This window comes from Microbacterium sp. A93, from assembly GCF_051842835.1.
The window spans coordinates 1-12,058 of sequence record NZ_JBPXMT010000012.1 but is presented as its reverse complement, the minus strand read 5'-3'; the positions used below and the strand labels follow the sequence as shown (position 1 = coordinate 12,058).

Below are 12,058 nucleotides of genomic sequence, written 5' to 3'. Positions count from 1 at the left end.
CCGAAGACGCCGAGGATTCGCCGGCCGGAGAGCCGGTATGCCTACGACCTACTAGCCGAGTCGTGTCAGACGTCCTTGAGGACCCGGTCGAGCGCCGCCCGGCCCGCCGGCCCCCACGCCTGCTTGCCGCCGGGCAAACCGCGATCGCCGTTCTGGCCCATCAGTATCAGGAAAAGGCACTTCAGTACGGCCATCCCGCGGGCACGCCGAATCGTCGCGTCGTCAGCCTTGGCGTAGACGGTAAAGAAGCGTGCTGCCGCTCCCATCGGTAGTAGTAGCCAGGCGGCCGCTAGGTCGGCGGCCGGATCGCCGGCGAACAGGTCGCCGAAGTCCACGACGCCCGCCAGTGTCCCGTCTTCGACCACGACGTTCGCCGGATGCAGGTCACCGTGCACCCACACCGGTGGCCCTGTCCATCCGGGGGCTGCAACGGCGTCTTCCCAGACGGCCCGAACTGCGTCCGCGTCAGAGCCGATCGCGTCCACGTCAACGGATTTGAAAAAGTCGTCGAAGCCGTTCGTGAGGTCACTCGGGTGCCCACCACGAACCGTGTCAGCCGGTGCATCCACGGGGGCAGCCACATGCAGCGCCCGGAGAAACGCCGCCAAGGCGTCCGCCGCGTGCTCGCTGCGCGTGATTGACGCGTGGTCCAACGGAAGGCCCGGCACCCACGTCATAACCGTCCAGATCTTGGGGAATCGCTCGGAAGGTGCACCATTTCGCACCGGGACAGGGATCGGCAATGGCAATCGCGGGGCGAGCAGCGGTAGCCACCGGCGCTCCTTAAGCTGGTGATCGAAGTCGGTATCCATGCGCTGGATCCGCACGGCCAGCTCGTCCCCGAGGCGCCACATCTGGTTACCCCAGCCGCCCTCCACCTCACGCAGCGGCAACTCAGCTAGGTCTGCATGCTGGTCTCGCAGCAGATCGCGGATGAGGCTCGCGGTGATGTCGGTGTCGTCCTGCAACTCAGCCATATAAAGCAACCTACTGAGGTTGGCTCCAATCGGTCGTACTTGGGGGCATTCGCGTGGCTCCGTACTCGCGCTTGCTCGGAGGAAGACTGGTGACGCAGCAGGGACCGCATGTCATAGGCAGAGGACAGCAACAATGTCTCCCATGGCACGAAATCGGCGAGCAGCCGACAACCACACGCTCACGGTCGGTGTCTCGTAACCTCTCCGTCTCGTAACGCATAGGTTTCGACACAGGCCGCAACCTGCGCGCCGCATCACATCGTCGCTGCTCGTTCTCCCGACGATCCCGCGCTAGGCAATGACCGGCGACGCTGCGGCGCGTGTAACCGAATGGCGACCCGGCGTAATCGTGACTTGCGTATTGCCCAGCCCGGATACGGTCCAACGCCGGCTCAACCGATCTCGTGGCGTAGGTAGACAAGGTCGCCGCGGTCGTCGGCGTCTATCCTGTCGCGGACGAATCCAACCCTGTCGAGAGCCCGCAGTGATGGCAAGTTCCGGGGCCGCACGGTAGCCCAAACTCTGACGAACCCTGCACGGTGCGCTTCGGCAACGACGGCGGCCGCTAGGGCACTGCCGTTGCCCTGGCTCTGAAACTGATGGCGAATCTCGAAGCCGAACTCGGGTTCGGAACCTGTTCTGCCGAAGGAGAGTCCAGTTATGCCGACCAATGTGCAATCCGCCGCACGCGCGGCATACCAGGTCACACCGTGTTGTTCACGCCGTACTTGCCGTCGCGCAAGCCATTCGTGAGTCTGGGCGATGTCCGAGAATGGGCCGGTCCCGATCGTATGCGTTGCAGGATCGGAGAAGATCAGCCGGTGAAGCTCATCAGCGTCGTCGAGAGCGAGGACGTGTAAGTTCAGCAGACCTACGGAGAACCTGTCGTGCATTCGCGGCACTGATGCGTTCACAGACAGGACTCTATATCGACAGTCACTGGAACAGCCATCCGCACACCGCACTATTGGAGGCAGCCAGACGCGATTCCGACGTCGGATACGGTTGGGGACGTGGCGGAGATTCGGGCGGTGGGATTTGACCTTGATGGGACGCTATTCGACCACCGTGGCTCAGCGACGGACGCGGTGGACGCTTTTCTACGGCTCATTGGCGCACTTCCGTCGGACGACGCGCGGGAACTGTGGTTCTCGGCGGAGGACGCGGAATTCGAGCGATGGCGCACCGGGCAGATCAGCTTCCAAGAGCAACGACGCCGCAGACTACAGACGGTGCTGCCTGCGCTCGGCGTAGCCATCGAAGACAACCCGGTTTTCCTCGACGAACTGTTCGAGGAATATCTCCGCGAATATCAAGCGGCGTGGAGGGCCTTCCCTGATGCGGTCGACGTCCTCACTTCATTGCGGAGCCAGGGGTTTCGACTGGGAATCCTGACCAACGGCAACGAGGAACAGCAGCTAGAGAAACTGAGAACGATTGGTTTGTACGAATCAGTCGACGTCGTCTGCGTCTCCGAGGCAATCGGCGTGCAGAAACCGGATCCGCGCGCCTTCAAAACCCTGGCGCAACGACTCGGAGTCACACCTGCCGAGTGCTTGTTCGTCGGCGACAACCCTCAACAGGACGTCGCGGGAGCGATCGCAGCTGGCATGAGCGCAAAGCTAATCGAGCGCTACCGGGAAAGCGCTGACGGCCTGGCGTCGGCGCTCGATCTCAATGTCGACTATCGCTAACGAAGGGAATAACCGCGCAGAGAGGTGCCAGATCGCGGCATCAACTGGCCCCCCTGCGAGCCGATTGAGGTGTCTCGTAACCTCGGTGTCTCGCATCCCATGGGATGCGAGACGCCGACGCATGCCGGAAGAGCGCTATTTGGCTGAAGCGGATGTCGTGGTGAAAGTTCGCAGGGTCTTGTCCGAGGCGACGACCACGGATGCGAGTATCGCGACTACCGCTGACGCTGCGAGCATCGGGCCTGTTCCGGTTGCGGCGACGAGGATTCCGATGAGGGGGTTGATGATGAGTTGGGGTGCTTGTTGGACGAGTATCAGCAGGCTTTGGAATCTTGAGATCATCGATGCCGGGGCAAGGAGCACGTAGGTCGGGAAGACGTGCGCGGTGAAGATGACGACACCGATGCCGACGAGGGTTGTGCTTGCCGCGGCGATGGGCCAGGTCGGGGAGATCGCGAGTAGTCCAAGTCCGGCGGCAACGACGAGTGGCCCAGCAGCCATGGGGCGCCAGGCTCGGGAGGCGGTGCCTCGCCAGGCGAACCACGCGCCACACAGCAGGCCGCCCGCGATCCATCCGGCTTCGATCACACCGGCCTCCGTTGCACTCCAGCCGCGCTCTCGTGCGGCGAGAGGGATTCCGAGCAGGACGGCGGGGATGACTGCCCCTGCGACGATCGCGACGCAGGCCAGGAGCGCCGGCACGCCCTTGGTGGTTCTTGCGGTCGTGATGCCGCTCGCGATGCCACGGAATGTGACCGCCTGCGGCGCAGTCACGTGCTCAATCGGTGGGCGGATCATCAGCAGTGTCACCAGCATGGCAACGCATCCGAGGACATCGAGCAGGGCGACTCCGCTCAGCGCGATGATGCCGATGAGTAATCCACCGAGCGGCGGGGCGATTGTGCGTGCGAGCTGGCTTGCCATCCCGACGCGTGCCATGGCCGCGCCGAGTGTGTTGTCCGCGACGAACAGACGAGGAAACACGCCCGCGGCGGGGCGGTGAAATGCAGAGACTGTCCCGATGAGTGCTGCGGTGATCATCAGCAACACTGGTGGCGTCGCCCAGAGCGTGACGGCAATCGCGAGGCACGCACTGAGCATCATCAGCGCGAGTGTGCAGAGGATCATCATTCGACGTGGCCCGAACCGATCTGCGACAGCCCCGCCGAGCAGCCCCAGAAGCACGGACGGAGCAACCGTCAGAGTGAGCACAGCCGCGGCGACGTTCGGTCCGTATCCGGATGCCACCCACGTCAAAGCAAAGGCGAGAACGCCAGATCCGAGTTCTGAGCCGACAGTCGCAGCTACCCAAGCGTTGAAACCTGTCGGCACTGTGGGTCGGGTCATGAGTGCCGCGGCATGACCAGCGCGATGAAGTCTGGCTGACTTGGTGAACACCACGCGATTGCCTCGTTCGGCTCGCCGATATCGCAGACGAGCTCGGACCCGACTGCAGCATCGGCGATACGCGCCAGCGCCGATGCCGAGAGTTCGAGGGACGCGGGCGCGCCGCTAGCGAACCCCGAGATGTTCCGGTTCTCCAACGCCAACAGGCTCTCACTGCCATCTGACGTCAGCACCACACTCTGACTCTCAGCAGACGTTACGAGACCGCGAACGTCCTCTCGCTTGAAGAGAACTCTGCTTGACACATCTGAGTCTTCGAGGCGAAGTTGATGGACACTCGGGAATCGGTCCGGCTCCGGACTCAGCGCGAACGTCTCACCTTGAGAATCTCGGAGTTCGACGCGGGCTTCAACCGCAGGATGATCGCGACCGATCGGAGCCTCGATAACGAGCTCAACGTGTCGACGAGCGCGAAGCCAGTCAAGCGCTGGAGTGGGATTGAACCGCACCCTGGCAGGGGGCCCATCGATATCCGTTGCGATATCCATTCGACCCATCAGGATGTAGCGGTCGGTCGCAGTCACGGCCACGGAATCGGATGCAACGTCAATCAGCACACCATCGAAGTCGGCGTCCCCGTTACCTGACGCAGACAGAACCTGACGGATCGCGGACTCGAGAACCATGGCATCGAATCGGACGCAAGTGCGTCGTGTGGGGTTCCGGTCAACGCGAGCCCGCAGGCTGAGCTTGAGATCTCTGACCAACTCTTCAGCCGCAGCAGACCGCTCGTGAGCATCCGTCAACCACTCGTCCAGTACGCTCGCTGCGCCGACGGCATCGCCTTCGAGAACGATCCTGATGCGTTCCAGGCTCAGACCAGCGTCCCGCAAACGTCGAATCCAGATCGCGCGCTGTTGCTGATCCTGGGCGTAGTAGCGATAGCCCGTTCGTTCCTCGATTTCAGCAGGCACGAGCAGCCCATTCTCGCCATACTGCCGAAGCGCGCTGGCGCTGAGTCCAACTGCTTGAGCGAACGCGCTGATCGTTTGCAACGAGCGCCTGCTGACACGCAGCTGGACATCGCCGGGCTCTCGGAACTCCACCATGGAACCATCATCAACGTTCACCCTGACTGAAGGTCAAGCAACAGCAGCAAACGGCCTTCAAGTGCCCACGATAACCAGCGGCATCGGCTACGGGCCCTGGTCCGCAGTGTCTCGTAACCTAAGTGTCTCGAAACGCATGGGATGCAAGACAGCCGTCACTGCGCTTGGTCCAGCACCCAGCACCGATGAGACGCCTCGTATCGCTAGGGTTTTGAGACACAGCTATAGTGCGATCGACGTTGCCAGCTCCGCTGGCCTTGGGCGGACAGAACTAGGGTTGACCACATGCCTTCGATTGCCCGGCCCGCGAGACCTCGAGACGTCGCCGGCATCATCCGTCTCGTCGAGGGAATGTACTCCGAGATGGCTGAGGAGTACGCCGGCGCGCGGCCGCCAGCCAACCCCACTTGGGTGCGAGCTGCGGAGACAGCGCTTTTGGAACGTCTCGGAGACGACGTTATGGCGTTCGTTATCGAGCATCCCTCGATCGCTGGCGATATCGTCGCTGTCGCAGTCGGCCGCCTCCAAACGACCCTTCCTAGCCCCCGCCGACGCGGAACGACTTCCGGATATGTGGAGTGGGTAACCACCGAGCCTCGAATGCGCCGCCGGGGATTCGCGCGAGCTGCGGTTGCTCAACTTCTTGGCTGGTTCGAGGAGCGCGATGCCGGCGTCGTAGATTTACACGCAAGCTCTGCGTCCGCGCCGCTCTATCGCGAAATGGGCTTCGAAGGCGGCGGCCCGATCTCTCTCAGCCGACGTCCTTAAGGACCCTCAGAGGGCGAGAAACTCAGGACTCCAAACGATGGTGTTCAGTGGGGTGTGGCACGGAGAAGCGACAGGTGCTCGTGCTTTCCCACCTGGCACGTTGGGCTCCACCCAACGTGTCTCGTAACCTCGGTGTCGCATAACCCATGCGATACGAGAGGGGACGGGACTGACGGTGTCGCAACTCTGACCCGCTCTTGATTAGGCTCCCCGCGAGCTGGCCCCGGTGCCGGGGAGCCGGAGCCCTCCACGCCATGTTCGCTTGGATCAAGAAACTGATCTGAGCGGCCGACCCGCATGAACGTGTACATGCAGGTGCTTCGAGTCCTGATAGTCGCCGAGGTTCGTCATGACGCTTGCCTTGCCGTGACGGGCGACGACATCCGCAGCGACCGACTGGACAACCTCCAACAATCTGGAAGCGAGACCGGAGTCCTCTAGCGTCAGCAGCGAATCCACGTGGGCCTTGGGGACCACCACAATATGCACCGGCCAGAACGGTCGCGTGTGATGAAACGCAAGCACATCGCGGTCCTCGAACACCACCTGTAGCGGTTCGCGTCGAGGCATCGCCACGTCGCAATAGAAGTCGTCCCCGGAGTACTGCGCCACACGGACGAGCCTACGACCCAGACCGAGCCTGTCTCATTACTCCTGCGTGTCATATCCCATCGGATAAGAGACGGCAACAGTGCTGGACGCTGTGGTGATGTCGATGTCGCGGGCTCCGTAGCATCTGAGTGGTACAGTCATCTGTATCAATCGAATGATACGGATGAAGGAGTGGAAATGCTCGTGACAATAGCTCCAGTTATCGGTCTCGTCCTTGCCTTGGTCTGGGTCGGCCTTCGCCCACCCAGAGGAGCGACTGGAATCTCTTGGAACGTACGAGGTTTCACCTTCGTTGGCGTCGGCATCGCACTTCTCGGCGCTCTGATCGTCGAACTGAGCGGGAACACCGCGTACTCAGCTATGACTTCTCCCTTGCCATTGGCATGGGTGCCAGGCGATTGGAAATACGTGGTCCCGCTCGTTTCCGGCCTCGCCGGTGTTCTCGTAATGACGCTGCCATTGCTCGGCCATGGGTCAAGAGGATCTGCGCAGCTTGCGCGGCGAACCGCATTCAGCTTCGTGCACCGGTGGTGGCTCATTCTCGCTGGCTCCCTCATCGCGGCAATCGTCGTACTCAGCATTGCGGCCGGCCGTGTATCCAGCCCGGACGAGGGCGGGCGTTACCGCCTATTTGCGATGGAATCTGGTGCGGCTGAGATCCATGTCCTGATCTACGGCTGGTACTACTCGCTCCCTAGCCTCGTCGCTCTCGTGCTGTTTGCAGGAGCCGCACTCCTCGCGCTCGGTCTGATCGCTCGTCCGCCGCTGGCTGCCGACACCCTCCAGGACACTGCAGTTCGGAAGGAACGCACTCGAAACGTGATGGGCGTCCTCGTCGGCGGTCTGCTCTTGCACCTCGGCGCTGTCTTGAGTTTCCTCGGGTATACCGGGACAAGCAGCGTTGGCATTTTTCAAGGCGAGGACATCATTCCGATCATCGCGCCGTTCGCTGCCTTCGGCCCCCTGCTCTGGGCAATGGGTGTGATGGCATCGATCCTCGGATTCGCATGCTGGTTCGAGATCGTGCTCAGTAGCGTGCGGCGTCCGGCACGCCGGCGAGTAAGCGCGGCCTGACATGGAGATCGAGCTTCGGGGGTCTACGCCACCCGCTGATCAGATCCGCGAACAGATCGGAGGATTGATCGCGGCCGGGCGAATGGGAGCCGGCGAAAAGCTGCCCTCCGTGCGACAGCTCGCACGGGACCTCGGCGTCGCGCCAGGCACCGTCGCCAAGGCATATCGAGCGCTCGACGCAGACGGCTATGTAGACGCACGCGCGGGCGGCAGCACACGAGTCAGCGCGAAGGCCAGCACCACTCCACGTCCAGTAATCGAAGCAGCGCGTCACCTAGCAGATATCAGCACGTCCGAGGGAGCTTCCCTGGACGAGGCCATCCGCCTGCTACGAGCGGTCTGGCCGAACTAGCAACACCCGGAAACCGACCTCGCGAACGAGGCGCGCTGGGCTCGCGGATGTGTCTCATAACCTCGGTGTCTCGAAACCCATGGGATAGGAGACAGCTGCCCACCCGCGAGTTCGGCTGACACACACGAGTGTTGAGGACTTCGGACAGAAGTGTCGACGACTTCGGACATCGACAGCTATCCGATGGTGTCGAGCGGATTCACGTCAGGGCGTCGCGCTTCTCTGTTTATGTAGATCTGAACGACAGATTGCCCGATGCCGATTGCTATGGGGATCCAACCCTGCATCACACCCTGGCTCAGGCTAAAGATCCCCACGCCCACGAGGATCGCGCACAGCGCCCATATGAACCAACGAATCTTCGCCAGATAGTAGAGCCACATGCTTCCAGGATGGCATGCCCTCGCTCGAGGCTCAATCCCGATACGTATCCCATCAGTCCCTCAGATGCCGCCCTTAACGAGGAGTTTGACGAGACGGCACCGACTTAGACCGGCTGTCTCGTAACCTCGGTGTTTCGCAACCCATGGGTTTCGAAACAGTTGAGAAGCCGTCGATTCATTTGCACACGTTCAGGTCGCAGAACTTCTTCTGCCGTTGTTGGACAATCTCTCATGCTGCGGACATGTACTTAGTAGAGGTACGAGTTCGAGAGAGGCTCTCCGATGAATGACACTGAGTTCGAAACGTTGTTACGCGACTCCGCGCCGCCGGTGACACCGGTCGTGGGACTTGCTGTGCATCGTGAGCGCATCCTCAGCGATGTGCGGCGACGTCGGACGCGCCGCTCCCGTATCTGGGCTGGAAGCGTGGCGGTGGCCGCTCTGGTCGTCGGGGGCGGTTCGATCGCGACCGCCGGCGATGGATATGAGACCCCGTGGGGATGGTTCGCGGACAATGTGTTCATCGCGAACAGCACCGATGGGTCTGCGTGTTTCCAAGGTATCCGTGTGCAGTGGGAAGGGCTGGCAGCCGACGACCCGCTGGTTCAGGATGCGCAGGAGTTCGTCAGAAATCTCGACCTCGAAAGCCTGGACACAACGAAGCAGGCGGCCGAGCTCAAAGCCGACATGGCCGCTGCGGACCCTGTGCCGAACGAATATGGCGATCTCGTGCGTATTGAGTTGAGCGATGCCGAACTCACACAGCAAGCTGTGCATGAGTTGGTTGCAAAGGCGCTGTTCAACGAACTGCTTGCGGAGGGGTATGAGATGACCCCGGGGCACGAAGTGAGCCTTTCGAGTCAATCCGAGAACTGCAACTGATAATGGTTGGTCGGAATCACGACGCAACGTCCGCTGCCGAACACGCCCGTTTTGACGAACTCGTCCGCGCTAACGAAGACGACTTACTGCGGTACCTCCAGCGCCGTTTAGCCAACGGCGCAGATGCCGCCGAGGCGTTCGGAGAGGTGTTGTATTTTGCTTGGAAACTTCGTCGCAAGGTGCCCGTCGACTCGACCGAGGCGCGAATGTGGCTCTTTGCTTCGGCCCGCAATGTCATGCTCAACTCGCGGCGGACGCGCGTTCGACGATCTGCGGCCGTGGAGCGTCTCGCGTCGGAAATGACGACGTCTGCCTCGGCGGGCATGAGTATGGGCGCTGCTGTCGAGATTCGAGCAGCGATCGATGCTCTACCGACTGTCGACGCCGAACTCGTACGCCTGACTTACTGGGATGGTTTCGCCTCCCACGAAGCTGCAGCGATCCTCGGCCTCAACGCTTCGACGGCGCGATCGCGGCTGGCGAAGGCAAGAGAGTTCCTTCGAAACGCACTCGACCCGACGCTTGCGAACAACGGCCTGTCTACCGAACCTGTGGAAAGCGAGACCTGAATGTTTCACCCCCAGCCCACCGACCTCCTGCTTCCGCCAACACTGACAATCGATCTGACCTCACTCGTCAGCGGATGCTCCGTTCCGTCGAACGCCGACAGCGCAGACCGCCAACCCTCCTGAATGGTGGTGCTATGCGATCTCAAGCAGCGAAGCTGGCGATGTGTCTCGTAACCAGGGTGTCGCATAGCCCATGCGTTTCGAGACGTTCAGTTCTCAGCAGGTTCGGTCGAACGAGTCGTTCGCGAGGATTTCGGACACGACAGATAATTTCGCTCTGGTGTACTCGCCCCATCCATCCGCCAATGCTGCCGCCTCCCGTTTGACGGCGAGGTATCTCTCCCGGCTCTTCTTTTTCGTCAGCAGGATGTCGCGGAAGCGCAGCCGCTTGTTCCATTCCTCACCTTGAAACTCGAAGATGTGGATGACGAATAACCGAGCGGAGCGATCCGGATAGCTGAGCCATGCGTGGTCGGCTCGTTTTCCTCAAGGTCGAACCCGAGGCGCGCTAGCTCGTGACCAGCAAGCACGATCTCATCCGCAGCCATGCCGACCGCTAGATCGACGACCGGCTTCGCCGGTAGCCCTGGAACAGACGTGGATCCAATGTGCTCGATCTTGGCGTGAGGTAGGTGCTCTAGGATTTCGACCGTCATCTCAGCGGCCTTTCGCGCCCACGCTTCGTGCTCACTGGCGACGAGAGTTACGCACTCGTCGGATGCCATCCGACGAGTTTCGCAGAAATCAACTGAGTGTCTCGTAACCTCGGTGTCTCGAAACCCATGGGTTAAGAGACACCGGAGTTACGAGACACTTGGCAGGCTGCGCTCAGAGTGTCCGTCACCCGTCGAACATCCACGGCTCTCGATACTGGGCACCATCGCCGAGCACGCTCACGAGCTTCGGGGGGCACGCAAGTTGATCCTCACCGTAATCATGACTCCGACGGAAGTCGGAAAGAGTTCCAGCCTCAAAAGAAACCTCGATCCGATAACAGGTGTAGACCCGACTCGGCCTGGAATCGAACCATCCCGGTCTCGAAAGATGCTTGTCGATCCCTGACGCGACGAATAGGTCGAAGGCCCCATCTTCATCGCCAGCGCCCACCTGAATATTGTAAAGGACCGGCGTCCCCTCATCCTCGGAGAAGGAGGGCGCATCTTCCTCTGCGTCCCAGCGGACGGCGGCAGCGGACAGTAGGCCAAGGAGCGCTTCGGGCGTCGGCGCGCTCGCAGTGGGGTCAGTCATGACGCCGTAGACGACACTTTCTGCGGCGTCCAGTTGACGCGACATGGCAGGCTCGACAGGATCTGACGCACTCGAGCACCCCGACACCGATGCGATGACACCCAACGCGGCCAAGGCCAGGGCTGCACGCATCACCAATCTCATGGGGCCAGTATGGCCGCGCTCCCTGAGATACTCCGACAGCCGTCCGACAGCCTCGGTATCTGCTGTGTCGCAACCCATGGGATGCGAGACGGCTCGTCATCGTCGACTCCATTGGATCCAGGCCTGGTGACTTGGCGTGATTTTCGTAATACACTAAATACATGGGAGCAGAAGAAACAATCAACGGCGTGCCCGTCACTGAAGAACAGATCGCCGAGTGGTCAGCTGAGGCAGAGGCCGGCTACGACATTGGAGCGTTGAAGAGGCGCGGTCGCGGTCGACCCGGCCGTGGTGCACAACCCTCACAGGTCGTCGCCTTGCGCCTCACGATCGAGGAGCTCACCGCGATAGACATGGCAGCCGAGCGACAGCACAAGACCCGTTCGGAGCTCATTCGCGAAGCGCTGGCGATGTACGCGGCGTGAAGGTTCACGACTCCGCGCTCAGGCACGGTGTTTCATCCGAAGATTCCATTCAAGCGGCATCGTGGCCGACCTGGATCGTGAGCCTTGACGACGAATCGCCTGCCCGTGAGCTTCGACTGGGATTCGACACACATGGCCGGTTGCTCGAGACAGTTGTTCTCGTGTTCGACAGCGGTAACGAGCTCATCATTCACGCCATGAACGCCAGACCGCAGATGCTCGAACTTCTGCCATAACCACGGAACCGGACGGGCGGCACTCCCGTGCAGCAGTCCCGACCAACCTGTCTCGTAACCTGGGTGTCTCGTAACCCATGGGTTACGCGACACCCAGGTTATGAGACACGCAGCGCGGCGTGCCTTTGGGACTGCTGCACGGTTAGGTGACAGTTTCTAGTCACGCCGCGAGGGCGACGGTCGTGTTCATGATGGTCTCGAATTCGATCGGGGTCAAACGCCCCAGAGCGGCTTGCCG

17 protein-coding genes and 1 pseudogene are annotated in these 12,058 nt (G+C 61.5%); 8 read left to right on the top strand and 10 right to left on the bottom strand.

Annotated features, from left to right (window positions below; translation table 11 throughout):
• Nucleotides 1–65 precede the first annotated feature (65 nt).
• Nucleotides 66–977, bottom strand: coding sequence for a phosphotransferase (locus ACSU1G_RS26200; protein ID WP_439283164.1), 912 nt, complete (start codon nt 975–977; stop codon nt 66–68).
• A 392-nt stretch (nt 978–1,369) separates the two neighbouring features.
• On the bottom strand, nt 1,370–1,891 hold the full coding sequence (locus tag ACSU1G_RS26195; protein WP_439283162.1) for a GNAT family N-acetyltransferase: 522 nt from the start codon (nt 1,889–1,891) through the stop codon (nt 1,370–1,372).
• A 99-nt stretch (nt 1,892–1,990) separates the two neighbouring features.
• Between ACSU1G_RS26195 and ACSU1G_RS26190 the strand changes: the two genes are divergently transcribed.
• Complete coding sequence (locus tag ACSU1G_RS26190; protein ID WP_439283160.1) at nt 1,991–2,671, top strand: HAD family hydrolase; 681 nt, start codon at nt 1,991–1,993, stop codon at nt 2,669–2,671.
• A gap of 135 nt (nt 2,672–2,806) precedes the next feature.
• On the opposite strand, the gene ACSU1G_RS26185 is transcribed toward ACSU1G_RS26190, so the two are convergent.
• The 3 genes and pseudogenes from ACSU1G_RS26185 to ACSU1G_RS26175 all read right to left on the bottom strand — a co-directional run.
• Entirely contained in the window at nt 2,807–4,018 is a 1,212-nt protein-coding gene (locus ACSU1G_RS26185; protein WP_439283158.1) for an MFS transporter, read from the bottom strand.
• Nucleotides 4,015–4,602 (bottom strand): hypothetical protein, encoded by a 588-nt coding sequence (locus ACSU1G_RS26180; RefSeq protein ID WP_439283648.1) that lies wholly within the window; start codon nt 4,600–4,602, stop codon nt 4,015–4,017. Before ACSU1G_RS26180 ends, ACSU1G_RS26185 begins: the two co-directional genes overlap by 4 nt.
• A gap of 321 nt (nt 4,603–4,923) precedes the next feature.
• Nucleotides 4,924–5,127 (bottom strand): annotated as a pseudogene (locus ACSU1G_RS26175) (MerR family DNA-binding transcriptional regulator); the annotation flags it as partial.
• Between the two features lie 285 nt (nt 5,128–5,412).
• Here ACSU1G_RS26175 and ACSU1G_RS26170 point away from each other — a divergent pair.
• The gene (locus ACSU1G_RS26170; protein ID WP_439283156.1) at nt 5,413–5,895 is read left to right on the top strand and encodes a GNAT family N-acetyltransferase; all 483 of its coding nucleotides are present in this window, start codon (nt 5,413–5,415) and stop codon (nt 5,893–5,895) included.
• Between the two features lie 267 nt (nt 5,896–6,162).
• Here ACSU1G_RS26170 and ACSU1G_RS26165 read toward each other — a convergent pair whose 3' ends face one another.
• On the bottom strand, nt 6,163–6,507 hold the full coding sequence (locus tag ACSU1G_RS26165; protein ID WP_439283155.1) for an HIT domain-containing protein: 345 nt from the start codon (nt 6,505–6,507) through the stop codon (nt 6,163–6,165).
• Nucleotides 6,508–6,915: 408 nt separating this feature from the next.
• Between ACSU1G_RS26165 and ACSU1G_RS26160 the strand changes: the two genes are divergently transcribed.
• Together ACSU1G_RS26160 and ACSU1G_RS26155 are read left to right on the top strand one after the other, a co-directional pair.
• Nucleotides 6,916–7,581: a hypothetical protein gene (locus tag ACSU1G_RS26160; protein WP_439283153.1), complete on the top strand. Its 666-nt coding sequence runs from the start codon at nt 6,916–6,918 to the stop codon at nt 7,579–7,581.
• Between the two features lies 1 nt (nt 7,582).
• The gene (locus ACSU1G_RS26155; protein ID WP_439283151.1) at nt 7,583–7,933 is read left to right on the top strand and encodes a GntR family transcriptional regulator; all 351 of its coding nucleotides are present in this window, start codon (nt 7,583–7,585) and stop codon (nt 7,931–7,933) included.
• Nucleotides 7,934–8,109: 176 nt separating this feature from the next.
• On the opposite strand, the gene ACSU1G_RS26150 is transcribed toward ACSU1G_RS26155, so the two are convergent.
• A complete protein-coding gene (locus ACSU1G_RS26150; RefSeq protein WP_439283150.1) occupies nt 8,110–8,316 on the bottom strand; it encodes a hypothetical protein in 207 nt (68 codons plus the stop codon).
• 282 nt (nt 8,317–8,598) lie between these two features.
• Between ACSU1G_RS26150 and ACSU1G_RS26145 the strand changes: the two genes are divergently transcribed.
• A complete protein-coding gene (locus ACSU1G_RS26145) occupies nt 8,599–9,198 on the top strand; it encodes a hypothetical protein (protein ID WP_439283148.1) in 600 nt (199 codons plus the stop codon).
• A 2-nt stretch (nt 9,199–9,200) separates the two neighbouring features.
• Complete coding sequence (locus tag ACSU1G_RS26140; RefSeq protein ID WP_439283146.1) at nt 9,201–9,767, top strand: RNA polymerase sigma factor; 567 nt, start codon at nt 9,201–9,203, stop codon at nt 9,765–9,767.
• Nucleotides 9,768–9,983: 216 nt separating this feature from the next.
• Here ACSU1G_RS26140 and ACSU1G_RS26135 read toward each other — a convergent pair whose 3' ends face one another.
• The 3 genes from ACSU1G_RS26135 to ACSU1G_RS26125 form a co-directional block, all read right to left on the bottom strand.
• Entirely contained in the window at nt 9,984–10,187 is a 204-nt protein-coding gene (locus ACSU1G_RS26135; protein ID WP_439283632.1) for a GrpB family protein, read from the bottom strand.
• On the bottom strand, nt 10,127–10,492 hold the full coding sequence (locus ACSU1G_RS26130) for a GrpB family protein (RefSeq protein WP_439283144.1): 366 nt from the start codon (nt 10,490–10,492) through the stop codon (nt 10,127–10,129). Before ACSU1G_RS26130 ends, ACSU1G_RS26135 begins: the two co-directional genes overlap by 61 nt.
• Before the next feature lie 115 nt (nt 10,493–10,607).
• Nucleotides 10,608–11,159 (bottom strand): hypothetical protein, encoded by a 552-nt coding sequence (locus ACSU1G_RS26125; protein ID WP_439283142.1) that lies wholly within the window; start codon nt 11,157–11,159, stop codon nt 10,608–10,610.
• A gap of 161 nt (nt 11,160–11,320) precedes the next feature.
• Between ACSU1G_RS26125 and ACSU1G_RS26120 the strand changes: the two genes are divergently transcribed.
• Both ACSU1G_RS26120 and ACSU1G_RS26115 read left to right on the top strand, forming a co-directional pair.
• Nucleotides 11,321–11,584, top strand: coding sequence for a ribbon-helix-helix protein, CopG family (locus tag ACSU1G_RS26120; RefSeq protein ID WP_439283140.1), 264 nt, complete (start codon nt 11,321–11,323; stop codon nt 11,582–11,584).
• Nucleotides 11,581–11,820 (top strand): toxin, encoded by a 240-nt coding sequence (locus ACSU1G_RS26115; RefSeq protein WP_439283139.1) that lies wholly within the window; start codon nt 11,581–11,583, stop codon nt 11,818–11,820. Before ACSU1G_RS26120 ends, ACSU1G_RS26115 begins: the two co-directional genes overlap by 4 nt.
• The last annotated feature ends 238 nt before the right edge of the window (nt 11,821–12,058 follow it).